Annotated in this window: 19 protein-coding genes; 14 read left to right on the top strand and 5 right to left on the bottom strand. The window is 40.7% G+C overall.

What is annotated here, in order from left to right:
- Positions 1 to 247: 247 nt before the first annotated feature.
- Both WKK05_RS06545 and WKK05_RS06540 read right to left on the bottom strand, forming a co-directional pair.
- Positions 248 to 556 (bottom strand): hypothetical protein, encoded by a 309-nt coding sequence (locus tag WKK05_RS06545; RefSeq protein WP_341528961.1) that lies wholly within the window; start codon positions 554 to 556, stop codon positions 248 to 250.
- Between the two features lie 298 nt (positions 557 to 854).
- Entirely contained in the window at positions 855 to 1,118 is a 264-nt protein-coding gene (locus WKK05_RS06540; RefSeq protein ID WP_341528960.1) for a hypothetical protein, read from the bottom strand.
- A 530-nt stretch (positions 1,119 to 1,648) separates the two neighbouring features.
- On the opposite strand from WKK05_RS06540, the gene WKK05_RS06535 reads away from it, so the two are divergent.
- From WKK05_RS06535 to WKK05_RS06525, 3 genes are all read left to right on the top strand, one after another.
- Positions 1,649 to 1,948 carry an RNA-binding protein gene (locus WKK05_RS06535; RefSeq protein ID WP_341528959.1) on the top strand — a complete coding sequence of 100 codons (300 nt, stop codon included), beginning with the start codon at positions 1,649 to 1,651 and terminating at the stop codon, positions 1,946 to 1,948.
- A 138-nt stretch (positions 1,949 to 2,086) separates the two neighbouring features.
- Complete coding sequence (locus WKK05_RS06530; protein ID WP_341528958.1) at positions 2,087 to 2,392, top strand: hypothetical protein; 306 nt, start codon at positions 2,087 to 2,089, stop codon at positions 2,390 to 2,392.
- A gap of 205 nt (positions 2,393 to 2,597) precedes the next feature.
- Positions 2,598 to 2,912 (top strand): hypothetical protein, encoded by a 315-nt coding sequence (locus WKK05_RS06525; RefSeq protein WP_341528957.1) that lies wholly within the window; start codon positions 2,598 to 2,600, stop codon positions 2,910 to 2,912.
- Positions 2,913 to 4,069: 1,157 nt separating this feature from the next.
- Here the strand turns inward: WKK05_RS06525 and nifH are convergent.
- Complete coding sequence (gene nifH / locus WKK05_RS06520) at positions 4,070 to 4,975, bottom strand: nitrogenase iron protein (RefSeq protein WP_341528956.1); 906 nt, start codon at positions 4,973 to 4,975, stop codon at positions 4,070 to 4,072.
- A 1,118-nt stretch (positions 4,976 to 6,093) separates the two neighbouring features.
- Between nifH and WKK05_RS06515 the strand changes: the two genes are divergently transcribed.
- Positions 6,094 to 6,270, top strand: a complete 177-nt coding sequence (locus WKK05_RS06515) for a hypothetical protein (RefSeq protein WP_341528955.1) — start codon at positions 6,094 to 6,096, stop codon at positions 6,268 to 6,270.
- Positions 6,271 to 6,745: 475 nt separating this feature from the next.
- On the opposite strand, the gene WKK05_RS06510 is transcribed toward WKK05_RS06515, so the two are convergent.
- A protein-coding gene (locus WKK05_RS06510; RefSeq protein ID WP_341525019.1) for an IS630 family transposase occupies positions 6,746 to 7,800 on the bottom strand; the annotation gives its coding sequence in 2 pieces (ribosomal slippage) (positions 6,746 to 7,405 and positions 7,408 to 7,800; 1,053 coding nt in all).
- 60 nt (positions 7,801 to 7,860) lie between these two features.
- On the opposite strand from WKK05_RS06510, the gene WKK05_RS06505 reads away from it, so the two are divergent.
- From WKK05_RS06505 to WKK05_RS06460, 10 genes are all read left to right on the top strand, one after another.
- Positions 7,861 to 8,016, top strand: coding sequence for a hypothetical protein (locus tag WKK05_RS06505; protein ID WP_341528954.1), 156 nt, complete (start codon positions 7,861 to 7,863; stop codon positions 8,014 to 8,016).
- A 38-nt stretch (positions 8,017 to 8,054) separates the two neighbouring features.
- Positions 8,055 to 8,741 (top strand): magnesium protoporphyrin IX methyltransferase, encoded by a 687-nt coding sequence (gene bchM, locus WKK05_RS06500; protein ID WP_341528953.1) that lies wholly within the window; start codon positions 8,055 to 8,057, stop codon positions 8,739 to 8,741.
- A 366-nt stretch (positions 8,742 to 9,107) separates the two neighbouring features.
- Positions 9,108 to 9,587 carry a hypothetical protein gene (locus WKK05_RS06495; RefSeq protein WP_341528952.1) on the top strand — a complete coding sequence of 160 codons (480 nt, stop codon included), beginning with the start codon at positions 9,108 to 9,110 and terminating at the stop codon, positions 9,585 to 9,587.
- A gap of 148 nt (positions 9,588 to 9,735) precedes the next feature.
- Positions 9,736 to 10,116: a DUF423 domain-containing protein gene (locus WKK05_RS06490; RefSeq protein ID WP_341528951.1), complete on the top strand. Its 381-nt coding sequence runs from the start codon at positions 9,736 to 9,738 to the stop codon at positions 10,114 to 10,116.
- Positions 10,117 to 10,726: 610 nt separating this feature from the next.
- A complete protein-coding gene (locus WKK05_RS06485; protein WP_341528950.1) occupies positions 10,727 to 11,581 on the top strand; it encodes an STAS domain-containing protein in 855 nt (284 codons plus the stop codon).
- 78 nt (positions 11,582 to 11,659) lie between these two features.
- Entirely contained in the window at positions 11,660 to 12,055 is a 396-nt protein-coding gene (locus WKK05_RS06480) for an STAS domain-containing protein (protein ID WP_341528949.1), read from the top strand.
- Positions 12,042 to 12,440: an anti-sigma regulatory factor gene (locus tag WKK05_RS06475; RefSeq protein WP_341528948.1), complete on the top strand. Its 399-nt coding sequence runs from the start codon at positions 12,042 to 12,044 to the stop codon at positions 12,438 to 12,440. Before WKK05_RS06480 ends, WKK05_RS06475 begins: the two co-directional genes overlap by 14 nt.
- Positions 12,441 to 12,449: 9 nt before the next feature.
- Entirely contained in the window at positions 12,450 to 13,457 is a 1,008-nt protein-coding gene (locus WKK05_RS06470; RefSeq protein ID WP_341528947.1) for an ATP-binding SpoIIE family protein phosphatase, read from the top strand.
- 515 nt (positions 13,458 to 13,972) lie between these two features.
- Positions 13,973 to 16,147 carry an ATP-binding protein gene (locus WKK05_RS06465; protein ID WP_341528946.1) on the top strand — a complete coding sequence of 725 codons (2,175 nt, stop codon included), beginning with the start codon at positions 13,973 to 13,975 and terminating at the stop codon, positions 16,145 to 16,147.
- A complete protein-coding gene (locus WKK05_RS06460; RefSeq protein WP_341528945.1) occupies positions 16,140 to 18,587 on the top strand; it encodes a response regulator in 2,448 nt (815 codons plus the stop codon). Before WKK05_RS06465 ends, WKK05_RS06460 begins: the two co-directional genes overlap by 8 nt.
- Here WKK05_RS06460 and WKK05_RS06455 read toward each other — a convergent pair.
- Positions 18,584 to 19,333 carry a nucleotidyltransferase domain-containing protein gene (locus WKK05_RS06455; RefSeq protein WP_341528944.1) on the bottom strand — a complete coding sequence of 250 codons (750 nt, stop codon included), beginning with the start codon at positions 19,331 to 19,333 and terminating at the stop codon, positions 18,584 to 18,586. The two genes, WKK05_RS06460 and WKK05_RS06455, sit on opposite strands and share 4 nt — an antisense overlap.
- Between the last annotated feature and the right edge of the window lie 298 nt (positions 19,334 to 19,631).

The following is a 19,631-nucleotide window of genomic DNA, read 5'->3' as shown; positions in this document are numbered from 1 at the left end:
CTCAAAGCATCTCATAGAGATTTGCAATTGGCTCATAAAACTGGAATGTTACCCCAAGCCAATTAACGCTTGTAGGTAGTATTTAATACTCTAGTCAAGGTATTAGAAATAGGTATATGATGATAAACACACTAAAATTATTAATTTGTCCTTGCCCATTTAAAGTTGCAGCACACTTATTAGAATCATTGTAATACCTTCGTCAACACGTTAACGAAGATATTGTATCTCCTAAAAAATAAAAACTTTAGTTTTCTCTATTTAATGTAACAAAGTTAGAGTTAGCGCTAGCCTGCATACTGCTCACACAAAAATTAATGTGTTCACGGATAGCCCGTTCATAAACTATAGTCTGCTTTGTTCGTATTCCTACAGGCTGATATATCAAGTTAATTTCGGGAAATTCGCTCCAATACATCAGAAAAATGTCTTTTGCAGGAGTGATAATTTCATAGTTATTTTCTTGTCTTTTCTTCTTCAGCCTACAGTTATTTAGTTGTAATTTTTGTCTAAATAGTTTTTCAAATTCTGGAATTACATTTGATGCAGTGTTCATAGTTTATGGACGTTTAAACGTGCTATTTAGGTAAAGAGTGTGGTGTGAGTCAAGTATAACACTTCAGTTACCTATTACAATTTTTTGCAACAAAGCTCAAATTATTCCCATTAACTGCGCTTCGCGTCGCTGTCTGCACAAGGAAGTTCTCTAGTAGCATTTAGATAAGTTTGCAGATGAGTTACTAAAGCACCTAATATATACTAACTTCAATCAGATTTACACCACGCCGGGAAAAATTACCACCTAACGACTCACAAAATATGACTCCACAAGAGTCTGCTACCTTAATTTTGCTCTATCTTGATTCAACATCTTGCTCAAAAACCAAGATAAAATTATTTATAGTTTTTTTGTACTGAAAACCATAATCTAACAAAGCTTGCTTTAAAGTTTGCAACTCAGCTTCCTTGAGTATATATTTATTGAGTGATATCTCAATAGCTTCTTCGTGTACAGTAAAAATGAAACAGTCTTTAAACTGATTATAATCCCAATTTAATTTTCTAGCTGCATTTAATTCGATGGCAGCTAAAGTATCATCAAATTTGTTTGTAGCCATAAATTTTCTCTTCCCTGAGCTTAATTATATTTTAACAATTACTACAGAGAAAAAATAAAATATCAATATTAATGAAGAGTAAAGAAGTAAGGCAAGCCATGTTTTATTTTCCAAAATATCTACCTTTAGGTCAATGTTTTACTCAAGAATGTATCTTTAGGTATCTAAAAGCCCATCCTCATATAGCAAAACCCGTGTGATATCACTTCTCACACGCCTCTTGTGTTTCAGTATTCAGCTACAGCAGACGGCAGCATTAATTGAATGTGTCTACATCAGATTCAACCTGTACAAACTATGCTTTTAAGCTGTGCCACAATTGTACTTAGCAGCACATTGCTCACATAACTTTATGTAACGCTTTTTCCAACTTTCTCTTTAAAAGTTGTCTGCTATGTGATGATTAGAAGTGAGAGTTAATTCGGTTAACAGCTTTTGTTTTTAATATTGACAGGTTTTTTGTTTTTGGTATCTACAAACTTTTCTCCGAAATCTAAATCTCTACACACTTATGATTTCGGAGACAATCTATGTCAGTTTATGTAGGCAATCTTTCTTACGAAGTTACAGAAGATAGCTTGAATGCTGTGTTTGCAGAATATGGTTCTGTAAAGCGGGTTCAACTACCTACAGATCGTGAAACAGGTCGGATGCGCGGCTTTGGTTTTGTAGAAATGGGTACAGATGATGAAGAAACGGCTGCCATTGATGCGCTCAATGGTGCAGAGTGGATGGGACGTGACCTGAAAGTCAATAAGGCTAAACCCAAAGAAGACAAAGGTTCGTTTGGTGGAAGCCGGGGAAACAACAGCTTCCGCAACCGCTACTAAGCTTCATAGATTTAGCTCTTTGAGCTAACTCAAATAATCTAGTAAGTGAATTTTATTTAGCAGTGGCTCAGGCAAGAATGCTTGAGCCTTTTTGATCTAACATTTGGAAGAAACCAAAACTCATTCTCTGAAATTCTTATGACAAACTCAACCTTTCCCGTTGAACCTGCCGTTCTGATCACTATCATTGGCGAGACAGTACTCAAAGACCGTATTGTTAGAATACTAGGAAGCCACGATGTAAGCGGTTACACTATTACTCAAGTACAAGGTGAGGGCGGTCATGGAAGACGCTTATCAGACTTAGCAGGCTACAACACTAACATTGAAATTAAGACTATTGTTTCACTAGAAGTATCTGATGCTATCTTTTGGGCATTGAAAGAAGAGCAGGGCAAGCACGCTTTAATTGCCTTCCGACATAATGTAGAAGCTTTCTATTAATTAGCTCTTTTTTATCAGTTTCGTTTTCTAAACCACTAACTTATTAGCTGTCAAGAATTTTAATGGATCTTTACTTGGGTTGAATTAACAGAGTAGTTTCGGTTATCAACTTACAAAATTCTAAAGTCCAACTATTTTTTAGAATTCAAGTACAAAGATCCATATAAATATATATAATTTTTTGCAATTTAACCCAGGTAAATTAATGATCAATACCTTAATAATATTCTCAAGCACTTACTGTATTAGCATTTGTGCCTTTTTAATTCCTGCAAACCTGATTGCTACCTCATCAACAATAATTCTTACATTATTGGGTCGTCCAGCTATACAAATATTGCAAAGTGTTGGAATTGCTAGTTTCTTTGCTCTATTGATGATACTGCACGTTTTTGCTTGGTTTGTGATTGGAGTAGTTATGGCTCCCACATACATTTTATTGGGGCTAGGAAGCATCTGTTTGTTGGTTAATTTAAGAGCGATTTTCTCATCTAGAAGTTTTGCGATCGCACATAGCTAAGATACCATTTGCTTTTAAGTCAGCGCCTCGCAGCTAAAGCCACGAAGGGTTCGAGCAACGATGGACAAACCAATCCTGGAAAAAGATGGGGCTAAATCTGAGTTGGAAGTTAATATACCGTGGTACGTGGCGGTACATTCGTGCCTTATGGACTTAATAAAATAACCCGTGCAAGCGGGTTTAGTCTGTGTAGCAGCGATTATAAATCGCTATGTTCAAAAATATTTAGAACACATGAATCAGTTGTAGAGGTGTACAGTTTTACGCCCCTAATAGCTCATATAGTTATTGATTTGATCCATTATGTCTATTTGGGTCTTTTTTCTCCTTTTTTTTATCAGGATCTTGTTTTGGTTTTTTGGTTTCTCTATTACTCTTTTTTTCTTTCGACATAATTATTCTCCAATATAGTCATATGTAAAATCTTTACAAGGTGATATTTTTTGCCGAAAGAATTCGTCTGAAACCTCAAGAAGGTTCCAGCAAGAGAGAAAGCTTTAGCTAGAAAATATTTCCATGAAAGCCGCAAAAAAACTGATTATTGCTAGGCGATCGCTGCAAGTTTCAAATTAAATTTTGCTTATCTAAAAATTTACTTGCATTTATTTTGACTGCCTAACTAAGTATAACGTTGTCGCTATTTTTATATTGCTATTATAGCAGTTATATTCTATTAAATAATTTTAAGTTATGAGTTAGCCTTAACATTTTTAAAAATTTTCTCTTATTTGTCTTATTTAGCTAGTACTTTCTATAAGTGATTCGAGGAAGCAACCGAAGCTGTAGTTCGGAATCGTTTATATTGTATGTAGAGAAAAGTCTTGAAGAGTAATTTAATTATTACTCAGTATCTCCAAAAAAAAACAGCGACATTTTGCGCTGTAGTAAATACCATCGGATAATAACCAATAAGCTAATTTTAGTCCTAATATATTTAGATATGTAGTCAAGTATTTATTTCTTATTACTATAAAAAAATAACTAACAGAAAAAATCTGAAAGTAAAGATTCATATCTAGGTATAGTAACCTGTAAACATCGATAGTTAGACCTACAAATAAACCGAATTTCACCCCACATTAATGTGGGGTGAAAACTACAGCAGATTGCAGGTCACCATAGCTTAGGGTGGGTATTAGCCCACCCTAAAGTATTGCTTACTTAGTAGTACTTTCTACTGGTGCTTCAGCAGATGACTTGCCAATCAACATGGCAGCATTTTCTTCGCTTTCAAGGACACCGAATTCAATCAACAACTCTTCTAGCTCTTCCATTTCAATAGGTGTAGGAATGGTGAGATTTTTGTTGTTAATGATCTTGGTAGCCAATGCGCGGTATTCTTGACCTTGATTGCTGTCAGGTGCGTACTCGTTAACAGTCATCCGGCGCAACTCAGCGTGTTGCACGATGTTGTCACGTGGTACGTAGTGAATCATTTGGGTGTTCAAACGTTTTGCCAAGGTTTCGATCAGTTCGATTTCCCGGTCAACGTTACGGCTGTTACAAATCAAACCACCTAAGCGCACGCCACCGGTGTGAGCATACTTGAGAACACCACGAGCAATGTTGTTAGCTGCATACATCGCCATCATTTCACCTGATGTCACGATGTAGATTTCTTGTGCTTTACCTTCACGAATAGGCATAGCGAAACCACCGCACACAACGTCACCCAATACGTCGTAAGACACGAAGTCAACGTCTTTGTATGCACCGTTTTCTTCTAAGAAGTTAATAGCGGTAATGATACCGCGACCGGCGCAGCCTACACCAGGTTCTGGCCCACCAGACTCCACACAACGGACATCCCGAAAGCCAGTCAGCATAACTTCTTCGAGTTCTATGTCTTCCACAGCGCCTCGTTCAGCAGCTAATTGGAGAACGCTTGTTTGGGCTTTGCTGTGTAGCATCAAACGGGTAGAGTCAGCTTTAGGGTCGCAACCAACGATTAAGATGCGTTGACCCATTTCTGCCATAGCTGCTAGGGTGTTTTGGGAGGTGGTAGATTTACCGATACCGCCTTTACCATAGAAAGCTATTTGTCTAATTTTTTCGTCAGTCATGGTTGGTGTTTTCCTACAATTATTTTGTCTATGGATTTCAGCGGTGATGTAAGACGTTGTTCGCTTGGGTGGCGAGAGGAGCAAAGGGTAGACGCAGCAGGGCTTGCCGTGAGATATCCCTCAAGGGACATTGCAAGTATTACCAGACGCACAGTAAGATGACCTAACCAAAGGAAATGATGCTTGTGTAGCAAAATCCTGTAGGTTCAGCTGCTTGGAGTTGATGTAGAAGAAATCTATATTTACCGATAGGAAGTTTTTAAGACCAGACTGAAGCATTGCCGATTGTTGTAACAGAATCCCATAGGTTGCTCAGACCCTAAGAGTGGTTACAGTAGGACTTGAAGTTTACGCAGACTTTTTCCCTGAACCCACAACCAACCAATAATGCAATCTACTCTAAATGGTCGCTACAACTTTCATGATTTTGCTTATGTCATAGCTGTTGATAACTTCTAATCGGAGCTGAATTTCCCTATATCTTCAACTAAGAGCAACTTATGCACTGGTGTTTATTGCAAATATTCCTTGAGAATCAGTAAATCACGCCGTGATTAATGAGTGAGGATAAATCTTAGCTTAAAGGTGGCAAGCTACAAATTCCTTGCTATGCCTTGGCCAACATCTTGATAACTATTTATTCAGAATGTGGAACGGTACTTGCTCTGATTGAAGTTTCCGCGGCAATATTAAGCAACTACCGAAACATGGTTCGGTAATAAAATAGTTGCTCTTGCTTGCACTAAGCTTGTAACCGTTCTGATTACTATGGTTTACCAGACTGTGCTAAAAGTCTTTCTTCCCAGACTTCAAAGCTAATCGCATCTGGCGGATAATCCTAGCTAGGTTAGCCAACTCTTGCTGACTAATACCGAGGTAAGTTCTGATTGTCTTCGAGTTGTTACGAAGAGCACTATTCTAATTCATCTGGTTTGATTTCTTCGTTACAAAAACTTGTAACGAATGAAGTGGATTTACCAGAACAAAAAACTTTATTGAGCATACCTCAATATTGCTGAAAGTTTTTTGTGCTTTTACTTTTTGATTCCTATAACAACCATAACACAGGTCTTCCTAATTTATTGGGTTAAGGCGAAATTATTTATTTACTTGACCTAATGTTGTCTTTATTTGCTTTAATAGCTATAACCGATGCACTGGCAGCTAGAAAATTTATAAATTTATTGATTACAGTATATTCTCAATATGAAGTATTTTTATTCTGCAATTCTAAATATAGAAAACTAGTTGGGCAAAAAGCTGAAAAGCATACTGCAAAAGAAAATTTTGCCTAAATTTTAAAGTTTTTACTCTTTTTGTACAGCTAAGTAATTCAAATTTACATTGAAATTAAAACTTGAATAACGTGCTGAAAAACTCAGCACATTAGCTATTACAATCTTAGAACTCATAGAAGTTAAATATTTTTGAAATTATAGTTACAATATTTAGCAAAGTAAGTAGATATGATTGAAATTAAGATATATTATGGTTTGTAGTTGCGCTTTAGCGCTAAAGCAAACTTTCATTCATTTGTGTCTAATACTTAGATGTAATCTTATAATCTTTTAGCAACCAAACAACTATTTTATTAATTAACGGTTTCAAACGTAACTAACTAAAAGTGTTTCTATATTTTCTATTACAGTAATGTTAGGAGTTAATTTTGAAACTATATGTAGTTATAGTTACTAACTAGGGTAAAACATCTTAATTCTGTGAAATGTGTAAGTAGGTAGGCACCGAAATTTTCTACTATGTAACAAAATCTTAAGTTGATAATCTAGAGCTAAATTTTACACGATGTGTGTTGTGATTGTTTTTTTTTCCTCTAGCTTGAACACCATTGATGACGGCGTAAGCGAGATCTAGCTCATCATCAAATGCTTGCCCGGATAACTCATCTTTCTTGAGATGTTGCCATTCCAATTCAATTGGATTCATTTCTGAGCAATATTTCGGGAGAAAAAAGATGTACAAACCCTGACTTTCCCATTTTTTCCACAATTGTTGAACTTCTTGGCAGCGATGTATTGGCCCGTTATCTTGCACAATCACGCTGATACGTCCAGTTTCTTGGGCTTGTTTGGCTTCTTTCTCCATCATTTCTATATAAGATTTACGGTCAACACCACCGATAACTAAACCGTAAACAAAACTGATTAAAGGTTGGAGAAGCCCGATAATACTTAATCTGCGACCACGGCGTTTAGTCTGTTCTAACCGTTTTTGCTCACCTCTAAAGTAATATGTATAACTAGGTTCGCTCCACATACAGAACCCTGACTCGTCTAGGTATTTCAGGTCTATTTCACCAGTGGCAGCAGCTAATTCCAACATGTCTAGGTCTGCTTGCTTGTTTGCTCGTGCTACTGGGTCTTGTTTTCCTTTATGGCTTTTCCTTGTCCGTTTCCAATCGACCCCCTTTTTTTGAGTACCCGTCTTAATCTGTCGGCACTCATCTCAACGTTGCGTTCTGTTTTCAACTTCAAAGCTAACTGAGAACTATTGTATGTGCGTGGCTCGTTTCTGAGGCATTCTTCTAAAAATATCATGTCATCCTCAAGCCACTTTGGTTTCCCCCCTCGCCCAGGAGATTCCCAAAGCCCTTCTGTGCCCAGTTTTTGCCATTGATGCAAAACTTTTGTGACTGTTTTTTTGTGACAATCAAAGTGATCTGCTATCTTCTCTACATACCAACCATGTGCATTTAGCCTGATTATTTCCGCCCTGTCTTTGACTTTCTGTGGTACATCCTGTTTTCTCAGATTTAGTAAAGTTTGGTCTTGCTCAGGAGTCAGAAATACCCTTAAACGCGCACCCATACACCAACTACCTTGTAGATGCATTATCAGTCTTTACATATCTTAACATAGCTGACTTTTTTGGCACCTACCTACTTACTGTTTGGGACACAAGTCATAAATAAAGCCACGCGGCTCACACTTACTGTGCTAAAAACTGATACTTGGCGTGTTTGCGTGAGCCATCATCCCAAAAAATCTGTGAAAGCGATCGCTCTTAGCGCTTCCTATCAATGATAATTTTAAGCATTGGGAACCGTTAGAAATCGAAGTTTATGAACGCAGCCGACGATAAAACGATTGTTCGTGAGTATTTCAATTCCACAGGGTTTGACCGTTGGAGGCGGATTTATGGCGATGGCGAAGTCAACAAAGTCCAATTAGACATCCGCAACGGACACCAGCAAACCGTGGATACAGTTCTTGGCTGGCTGAAAGCTGATAATAATTTAGCTGACCTGTCAATCTGTGATGCTGGGTGTGGTGTGGGTAGTCTCAGCATCCCTCTGGCCGCAGATGGCGCTAAAATCTATGCCAGCGATATTTCTGAAAAAATGGTCACAGAAGGTAAAGAAAGAGCCTTACAAACCTTGGGAAACGCTGAAAATCCCACTTTTGCTGTGCAGGACTTGGAATCATTAAGTGGTAGTTACCACAGCGTTATTTGCTTGGATGTTTTGATTCACTATCCGCAAGAAAAAGCAGATGAGATGATATCTCACCTTTGTTCTTTGGCACAGTCGCGGATAATTCTCAGTTTTGCACCTAAGACCTGCGCTCTAACTATACTCAAGAAAATTGGCAGTTTCTTTCCTGGGCCGAGTAAAACAACTCGTGCTTATCTGCACCGCGAAGCTGATGTAGTGAAAATCTTAGAAAGCAATGGTTTTGCTGTGCAACGTCAGGCGATGACAAAGACTCGCTTCTATTTTTCTCGTTTGCTAGAAGCTACACGTAAGTAAGCGGAAAATCGCAGCAAAATAAATACTATCGCTTTTGCTGCGATTTGACTTTCTCAAGTGTAAGAGTTGATAGATTCTAGCTTGAGGATTAGTCAAAAAGGTGGCATTTATTATCACCTTATATTCATCTTCAGTAGTGATATTAATTACAGGCGATATACTTGTTTGCATTCAACCTTGCAATGCCGACAAGTAGGATGCCTACTTTACAGTTTTATTTTTGTATGCAACTCCTTATGGAGCGTAAAATTTCTCCATCTCATGGCAGAATTTGATGATTCAACTGTTGCCATAGTTTTCTGATTACTGGAAGCTTTGCGAAAGTAAGGTTAAAATCGCTAGCAAAGTGTAAATCTGAAGTGAACTATGAAAACTGCTGAAAAATTGGCCGCTGGTTGGCTACTAACACTCGGATTCATGTTTTTGACACTATCAGTCTCAGCGGTATTTGATAAATATGCTACATCTAAGGTAATCCCCGTATCTCACGAGCAGTATGAATTTGACGCACCAAATGCTAATTACGAAGATGATAATACTGCTGTTGGCGGCCTGATTTTTGGCGTTCCTACCCTGATACTGGGGGGATGGTTAGGATTGGAATTATACCGTCAAAATCGGCAAGAAAAAAAGGTACTGAAACAACAAGCAAGCGATCGCCTGCAATCGATTTTCTACGAAATGCTGCAAGATAATAGTGGGCGGATGACTGTACTGGGCTTTGCCATGCAATCACAACTCCCAGCAGCGGATGCCAGAGAATATCTAGATAAGAAAGCTAAAGAATTCAATGCTAATTTTAAGGTGAGCGAAGAAGGGGCTGTATCATATCATTTTGAAGTTTAATCGAGCAAGAATTCAGGAGTCAGAACTCAGAATAATTCTGTACTTAGAATTATGACTACCTTTTTGAAGTCCTAAGTAATTGCATTCTGACTTCCGAATTTTGCATTCTGTATTCTTCATTTAGAGATTTCTATCTTCGCTAAGTCTAATGACACAAATTTTCTTGAGCATAGCTGCCATTTTAGGCGGTTTGTCTGTTGCCGCTGGAGCCTTTGCTTCTCATGCCTTGCGTGAAAAAATCACTGAGCGATCGCTAGAAATTTTTGAAACCGCCGCTCGCTACCAAATGTATCATGCTTTAGCACTTTTCCTAGTAGCATTATTAATTAGTCGCACCGAATCACCTCCAGCCACTCTCATAGCCAGTGGCTGGCTATTTATCGTCGGCATTGCTATTTTTTCAGGAAGCTTATACGCTCTTAGTTTAAGTGGTGTTAAAGTCTTAGGAGCAATAACACCATTGGGCGGTGCAGCTTTTCTGGCTGGTTGGGGTGCTTTGGCTTTTGCTGCTTGGAATTTGAAGTTTTAAAACCTAAATTCTCTGCTACCAACTGTCACATCAAAATCTGTTTTATACTAGTGTCAGTGAATAAACTAACTACCTGAAAACACTTCAATATTTTTAAAATTCAGGTAGTTAGTTAACTAAAATAACTCATTTTGAAGCGCAAACTTTGCTTCTAATTAAGAGATGCGTAGTCGCTGATAAGGCAGAGTATGAACTAATCAGCACAATCATCAGAATATTCTCATTTCTAGAATTGATAAAAAGCAGTATTGCCTCGCAAACAGCAAGCTGAAGATGGAAGGTCAAGTTAATGCAAGCTTGCTTTCCTGACGAAGCGAAGAAAAAGGTGGTGTGAAAAACTGTCAGCTAGGTAACGTAACTCGTTAAGTTTATTGTTACACCTTATTTATATAATAAAGCAGTTGAGTCATTAGCCTTCAAGGAACTACCTGAAACTGCATATTTGGTTACTATCACCTCGTGACTCATTAGAAAAGTCAATAAGGAATTTTTAACCAACCCAACCTGGCAAGGTGGGTTCGCGGCGAGGAGTCAGTTAATTAACCTGATGGACTGAAACTTAATTTTTACACTCACTTACTCTATTAAGACAGAGAAAAGGAGCCTTGCTATGGGCTTGAGCGGCAAAAGTCATATTCCGGAAATTCTGGAGAAATACGAAACAGAACTGTTAGCAGACTGGCTGCAAGAGCTAAAGTCCGCAAGTACCCGCAAAGGGCTGCTTAAAGAGGTGGAACTGCACCAGGAGTGCAGAGAGTTCTTGGAAACGTTGAAAAAAACTGTAAACCAAGGTAACTTGAATGACATTCAAGCTCCTGAGTGGAGAGAGGTACGAGATACACTGAGCGGAATTTCCCGTGTGCGTAGCCAAAAGGGCTTTACCCCAACGGAAACGGCAACTTTTATTTTCTCATTTAAACAACCCTTGTTTACCCGTCTACGTTCTGAACTGGCGCAAGATGCAGCAGCTTTGGTTGATGATATCTGGTTAGCAACCACCCTTATAGATAAGTTAGGGCTGTTCACAACAGAGGTGCATCAAAAAGTCCGTGAAGAAGTGATTATGCGTCAACAAGAGGAGTTGTTAGAACTTTCCACACCCGTTGTCAAGCTGTGGGATGGTGTTTTAGCTCTACCAATCGTCGGCACGTTAGATAGTGCGCGTACCCAAGTAGTCATGGAGTCCCTTCTGCAAAAAATTGTAGATACGGGTTCAGAAGTAGCCATTATTGATATTACTGGTGTACCAACTGTAGATACCTTGACGGCTCAGCACTTACTCAAAACCGTTACCGCTGCCCGTTTAATGGGTGCTGATTGCATTATCAGCGGCATTCGACCCCAAATCGCTCAAACAATCGTTTATCTGGGAATAGATTTAGCTGACATAATCACAAAGGCATCGCTGGCGGATGCTTTTGCTTTAGCGTTAAAACGCATTGGCTGCAAAATTGACTGCGCCTAAAACTTGTCTTGAAAATGGGCATGGGAGAGAAGAAATCTTTTTGACGATTGGCTGTCTTGAGGTTGAAGAGGTGTAATTATGGAGCGCATTCCAATACTTCAGATCGGAGAATTCCTGCTAGTAACGATTCAGGTTGATATGCACGATCGCCTAGCGATGACTTTGCAAGATGACCTGACAAACCGCATTACTCAAACAAGCGCTCGTGGTGTGTTGATAGATATTTCGGGTTTAGATATCGTTGATTCTTTCATTGGTCGTATTTTAGGGCAGATTGCCAAAATATCACGAGTGCTTGACGCCCAAACCGTTGTAGTCGGAATGCAGCCAGCAGTAGCTATTACATTAGTAGAGCTAGGACTTTCCCTGACAGATGTTCGCACAGCCTTAAACCTTGAGAAAGGTATTGCACTCTTGCAAGCCGAGTTAGGGACATCTCCTTTTGGGCGCAAGACTGGATATGCAAAAGGTTGAAACGATGAGCATTCAGTCCCCCGCAGATATTGTTTTGGTTCGGCAAGCAGTGCGGGAGTTGGCTGTAAGACTTGGCTTTAGCCTAGTAGACCAAACAAAAGTTGTGACAGCAGCAAGCGAAATCGCTCGCAACACTTTAGATTATGGAGGCGGTGGCACGGTAAAATTAGAAGCCCTAGAAGAAGGCAATCGCCGTGGTCTGCAACTAACTTTTGAAGACTCTGGCCCAGGAATTGCCGATATTGATTTAGCCCTAAAAGATGGTTACACCACTGGCAAAGGTCTAGGTATGGGGCTTTCTGGAACTAAGAGGCTGATGAATGAATTTAACATAGTTTCTCACGTTGGCGAGGGTACTTGCATCACGATTACTAAATGGAGGTAATTCAACATAATGATCGGCCCCGTTGCCTTATCTATTTTAGAGCCTAGTCAGGTTGGAGAAGCGCGACGGAAAGCGATCGCTCTTGTTGGTCGTTTGGGTTTCAACGAGACACAACAGGGGAAAGTCGGTATTGTAGTTACCGAAATCGCTAATAACTTGGTGCAGCACGCTAGAGACGGTCTAGTACTTCTACAATCAAAGTTCAAAAACGACATTGCAGGCATAGAAATCATCGCTTTAGACTCCGGGCCAGGGATGGCGAATATCGATGAGTGCTGGCGCGATGGTTTTTCCACAGGCGAGACACCAGGCAATGGCTTGGGTGCAATCACACGCCTTTCAGCTTTTGTCGATATTTATTCGATGCCAAATTTGGGAACAGCAATAGTTGCCCAACTTTGGGCTAAGCCTTCATCAAACAGCTTGCTAACTGACAAGCTTGAAGTTGGTGTGGTGGGTCTGCCTAAAACGGGTGAAGAGATTTCCGGCGATGCTTGGGCAACTTATCAACAGACTACCCGGAGTTTATTGCTAGTTGCAGATGGCTTAGGTCATGGCCCACAAGCCGCTCAAGCATCGTCAGCAGCCGTGAGATTTTTTCAAGAAAACGCCTCGATGAATTCAGCAGCGATTGTAGAAGCAACTCATGGGGCATTGCGGAGTACACGGGGAGCAGCTATGGCGATCGCTGAAGTAGACTTTGAACACCAAGTCGTTCATTATACTGGAGTTGGCAACATTGCTAGCAGAATTCTTACTGCTCAAAGTAGCCATAGTATGGTTTCCCACAACGGCACAGTTGGGCATGATGTGCGTAAGATTCACGAGTTCAGCTATCCCTGGTCTAGCGAAGCGGTGTTAATCATGCACTCCGATGGCTTAAAAACCCAGTGGCACTTAGAACGTTACCCCGGACTGCTATATAAACATCCCAGCCTCATCGCCGCCATTCTCTACCGGGATTTTAATCGAGGGCGCGATGATGTAACTGTACTGGTTGCCCGTGAAGGGGAGTAGCGCTTCTCTACGAGAGGCTGCGCCCTAAGAAGCGTAGCTATGCCGCAGGCTTTACGGCTACGCTCAGTGACCGAGGGCAGAGGGCAGGGAGCAGGGAGGGATAGTTCACAGAAAGAGTACTTTAATTTTTGTAAGCTGATGCATTAACAATGTGAGTCAATACATTAACAATGTAAACTGATGCATTAGCGATGTGAGTTGATACATTAACAATGTAAGTCGATGCATTAGCAATGTGAGTTGATACATTAACAATGTAAGTCGACGCATTGGTAATGTGAGTTGATACATTAACAATGTAAGTCGACGCATTGGTAATGTGAGTTGATACATTAACAATGTAAGTCGATGCATTGGCAATGTGAGTTGATACATTAACATTGCAAGAGGTTGCGTTAAAATCGCAAGCTGTGCAATAGTCATTTTTACTTCCCTGGCCCCTCGGTCACTGAGCGTAGCCGTTCGCGCAGCGTCTCGTAGAGAAGTGCTGCCCCTTGCCCTTTTGCCTCTAAACTATGAGTACAACCATCCTGACCTTAGAAATTCGCTTTGAGCAAGATGTTGTGATGACTCGTCAGCGAACACGGCACATAGCAGAGTTGTTAGGATTTGATTCCCAAGACCAGACTCGCTTGGCTACGGCTGTCTCAGAAATTGCTCGGAATGCCTTTCAATATGCCAAAGGCGGGAAAGTAGAATTTCGTGTAGAAGGTACGTCTCCTCAGCACTTTCTCATTTGCATTCGTGATACTGGCCCAGGTATCCCAGATTTAAAAATCGTATTAGAAGGACAATACAAGTCAGTTACTGGATTAGGATTAGGCATCCTTGGCACACGGCGACTGATGGAACTGTTTGAAATTGAGTCTACGCCAGGAAGTGGCACAACTGTGCTGATGGGGAAACCCTTGTCGAAGCAGGCTTTAGAACTGACATCTGAGCGATTAGTACAAATTGCTGATGAGTTAATCATGCGCTCATCGCAAAGTCCTTATGAGGAAATTCAGCAACAAAACCAAGAACTGCTTCGGGCTTTAGAATCATTACGTAAGCGTGAAGAAGAATTAATTCAGCTAAATCGGGAACTTGAAGCAACTAATCGCGGTGTTGTCGCTTTATATGCAGAGTTAGACGAAAAAGCAGATTCTTTAAAACGAGCTAATGAACTCAAAACCCGCTTTCTTTCAAACATGAGTCATGAGTTTCGCACACCGCTGAATTCGATTATTTCTCTGTCTCGATTGCTGTTAGACCGAATAGATGGGGACTTAACGCCAGAACAGGAAAAGCAAGTCACGTTCATGCAAAAAGCTGCTGAAAATCTTTCTGAGTTAGTGAATGACTTGTTAGATATAGCCAAGGTTGAAGCCGGAAAAATTGTTGTACATCCGGCTCAATTTGAAGTACGCGAGTTATTTGCAACCTTAAGAGGAATGCTGCGTCCTCTACTTGCTCATAATTCCTCAATTTCCCTGTTGTTTCAAGAACCAGATAATATCCCCACGCTTTACACAGATGAAGGTAAAGTTGCCCAAATTCTCAGAAACTTTGTCTCCAATGCACTGAAATATACCGAGCAAGGTGAAGTAAGGGTGAAAGTAGAAATGGCTAACAACGCCATTACTTTTTCTGTCGCTGACACAGGTATTGGCATTGCACCAGAAAATATTGAACGGATTTTTGAAGAGTTTATCCAGATAGAGTCACCACTGCAAAAACGTATCAAAGGTACAGGTTTGGGACTACCACTTTCACGCAAATTAGCTGAACTCTTGGGGGGAAGAGTCTGGGTAACCAGTACTTTGGGAGGTGGTTCGATTTTCTATGCGTCCATCCCGATAAATTATCCTGGTGCAACTCTTGAGTCACCCTCACTACCAGGTACTTGGCAATTAGATCCGATTCGTATTCCTGTACTTGTCATAGAAGATAACGCCGAAACACTTTTTACTTACGAAAAGTATTTTCAAGGTGCGATTTATCAACCTATCCCAGTACAGACACTCGAACAAGCCAAGCAAGCACTGCAAGCATTTAGCCCAGTTGCTATTATGTTAGACATTTTACTAAAAAAACAAAACACCTGGGCTTTACTCTCTGAACTCAAGGAGAATCAAGCTACTAAAAATATTCCCATTATTGTGATTACCGTCATTGATAATGAAGCCAAAGCTAAGGCTTTAGGCGCTGATGCGTTTTTAATTAAGCCTGTAGATAGATTGTTACTGTTAAATCAAATTAATATGCTGGTCAAGCAAGGTAAGACCCAAAAGCTCTTGCTCATCGATGACGACTCGACATCACGATATGTGTTAAAACAATTTTTGAATGATTCTACGGGCGGATCAAGTACGTGTCTACGCGTAATTGAGGCAAATGATGGACGCGAAGGACTTAATGTAGCTCGGTTAGAAAATCCTGATTGCATCATTCTGGATCTTTCTATGCCAGAACTTAGTGGTGCTGAAGTTGTCTCGCTACTGAAAAGTGACTCAGCCACTAGAAATATACCAATAATTATTTATACTTCACAACCGCAGGAAGCCGAAGAAATCACAGAACTAGCACAAAGTACAGTCGCTATTGTCTCGAAAGAAATGGTATCCTCTGAAGTAGCGATCGCTCAATTAAAAGAAGCACTGATCAAAGCTGGACTGGCTTTTTCAAGCTTAGGTGTAGGCCATGTCTAACCATCCACCAGCCACTATTTTGCACGTAGACGATAACGAAACTACCCGTTACATTGTGACGCGGATGCTGCGAAATGAAGGGTTTATTGTGATGGAAGCAGCTACAGGTGAAGCCGGATTGCAATTAGTTGCTTCTCACCCCCCAGACTTAATTGTCTTGGACGTGAAACTTCCTGATATCAGTGGATTTGAGGTTTGCCAAAGAATTAAATCTAATCCAGCTACTGCCTTTATTCCTGTACTTCATCTCTCCGCCAGTTATATCGAAAGCAAGGACAAGGCACAGGGGCTAAATAGTGGTGCAGATGGCTATCTTGTGCATCCTGTCGAATCGATAGAGTTGATTGCAACAGTGAAATCTCTACTTCGTATCCGGCAGGCTGAAGAGTCAGCTTTGGCTTTAGCGCGGCAGTGGCAAATTACATTCGATTCTATCAGTGATGGCGTTGGTTTACTGGATAAAGAAGGTAGATTTGTTCGATGTAACACAACAATGATGTCGCTTTTGCAAAAACCGTTGAGTGAGATTATCGGTGGTTTACACCAAGAGGTGACGCAAACGCTAGTTGGTTCCATTGATGCTACACCCTTTACAAAAACTCAGGAAACTCGTCATCGCGAGAGCCTAGAGGTACAGTCTGGTAGCTCTTGGTTTTCGGTAACTATAGACCCGATATTTGATCAAGCTGGATTTACAGGTGCTGTTTACATCCTCGCTGACATCACAGACCGCAGACGTGCAGAAGAAGCCCTGCGTTTTCTGGCGGAAGCTAGTACTGTAATGGCTAGCTCACTTGATTATGAAACTACACTAACTAATATCGCTAACTTGGCAGTATCGCAGATTGCTGATTGGTGCATCATCGATATGGTTGAAGATGACGGGTTGGTTCATCGCTTAGCTGTTAGCCATCGAGATGCAGCAAAGGCAGAACTGGCGAGGGAGTTAGCACGTAGCTACCCGCTAAACTCAAAGGCGATCGCTGGAATGCCAAAGGTAATCCGAACTGGAATCCCAGAGGTAGCAAATGAAATTTCTGAGAATTTACTGCTGGAATATGCTAGGGATGAAGAGCATTTACAACTTCTCCAGAGTTTAGGAATCCACTCTTTGATCATGCTGCCGCTGATTGTTAACGGGCAAGTTATTGGGGCAATGGCTTTGATAAGTGATCAAGCAGATTGTTCTTACTCAACAGCCGATTTAACTTTTGCCCAAGACTTAGCGCGGCGTGTGGCTTTAGCTGTAGATAATGCCAGGCTTTACCGCGAAGCTCAAAATACTAATCGCATGAAGGATGAGTTTTTGGCAACACTTTCGCACGAGTTGCGATCGCCTTTAAATGCAATGCTTGGTTGGATTCGGTTACTCAATACCCGCAACTTTGATGAAGTGACAAAAACGCGGGCGATGGAGACAATTGAGCGCAGTGCCAAATCACAAGCGCAGTTAGTTGAAGATTTACTCGATGTCTCTCGAATTATTCAAGGTAAGCTGCGCTTGAATGTCCGCCCAATTGAACTAAGTTCAGTGATTGAGGCAGCAATTGAGACGGTGCGTCCCGCTATTCAAGCCAAGGAAATTCAATTCCAAGTTGTACTTGATCCAAAAGCTGGCCCAGTTGCAGGTGATTCTGACCGTTTGCAACAAGTTGTGTGGAATTTGTTATCAAATGCCATTAAGTTCACACCCAAGGGTGGAGATGTGATTGTGCGCTTAGAACCAGTAAATTCCCATGTGGAAATTACAGTTAAAGATACTGGTCAAGGCATTAATTCTGAGTTTGTTCCCTATGTTTTTGATCGGTTTCGCCAAGCTGATAGTTCAATCACCAGAGTTTACAGTGGGCTAGGGCTTGGCTTAGCAATTGTGCGCCATTTGGTAGAACTACACGGTGGTACAGTCATGGCTGACAGTCAAGGTGTGGGACACGGAGCCACTTTTAAAGTGAAGTTACCCCTGATCCCTGCTCAGGTTCGAGCCAATTCCATCTTGCGAGTCCACCCAACCGTTAAATCAGAAGTGCTTCTGGACAACCTGCCATCGCTCAATGGCGTACGAGTTTTAATTGTCGATGACGAGACAGATTCTCGCGACTTTCTCTTTGCAACTTTAGAACAGTATGGGGCAGATGTCACCGCCGTAGCTTCAGCCAGCGAAGCACTGGCAGGCATGATCAAAATGAAGCTAGATGTTTTAATCAGTGATATCGGGATGCCATTTGAAGACGGCTACAGCTTGATTCGTAAGGTGCGGCGATTGACAAAAGAGCAAGGCGGACAGATTCCGGCGATCGCCCTGACAGCTTATGCAAGACCTGAAGACCGGATGCGAGCGATCGCGGCTGGCTTTCAGATGCACGTTCCTAAGCCTGTGGAGCCAGCTGAATTAGCGACAGTCGTAGCAAGTCTCACAGGAAGAACTGGGCAATTTATTTAAGCCAGTCTCAATCGTACCAACAAATCATGCAAATCTGCTTTAGCTGAAGGTGTTTCAGGTAGTGAACTTGCTTCGTATGCTTGTTGCAATTGATCACGCGATCGCTCATACTCTCTTTGATGAAAAGCTACATCATCATTTGACAAAACCGACTTCTCTAAACCTGTCAGCTTTTGGGAAATTAAATCATCAATGTACGGTAAATTAAAAACCTGATTAAGATTAATTAAATTAGCTTCAATCTCGCCTGTTTGCATCAAGTAAATGCCTGTTAATAATACACGATAAACATAAAGCAAGGGCTTAACTCTTTGCGGCTCTTCTTTGACAAATAGTTTCCATTGGGTTTGGGCAAAACCAAAGTAATGGTGACTGTGATGACGAGTAATACAGTTTTTAGCAATTAACTTTAATTCTTCATGTTCTGGTGTAGTTTTTAATATTAAAGGTGAATATAATTGCTCTAAGACATACCCATTCTTTTTTAGTAGCATCAAAAAGAATTTTTTGATGTCATGAGTTACTAAATCAATTTCTAAAGATTCACGGACTTCTGAAATTTCAATAGTTTCAGTCCCATTGTTTAATCCCACAACTTCCCGTACTGGTAAAATGTGGACACCCCGCAAGTCATAGTCAGAATCAGGTGATGGAAAGCCATATAAATGGGAACCGCTGATAGTAGCAAATAAAAGTGGGTAAGGCTGTTGATTGGTAATTGTACTAATAGAAGTTGGAATATTCATATTGTTTTTTATAGTTTTAGGTATTGCACAAACTTAAAATTAGATGTAGTAGCGTAACCGGGCTAATTTAGTGCATAAACCATCAAGACAATTTTTTTTTCTCTCTCTGCGTCGCGCCAGTTGCTACAACGGGGGGAACCCCCGCAACGCACTGGCTTCTCTGCGCCTCTGCGGTTTATTAATCCACTATTTTAATCCGGTTGTGCCGCACCTCGATAGACGGATAATTTCAAGATGGTGCGTTTCAATAGACTTGTCCTAATGTTATTGGCGACTGCTATAACTACATTTTTCAATT

This window comes from Nostoc sp. UHCC 0302 (assembly GCF_038096175.1).
In the GTDB taxonomy this organism is placed as follows: Bacteria; Cyanobacteriota; Cyanobacteriia; order Cyanobacteriales; family Nostocaceae; genus UHCC-0302.
Note: the sequence above shows the minus strand (reverse complement) of the source record. Positions and strands in the feature narration are given on the sequence as shown.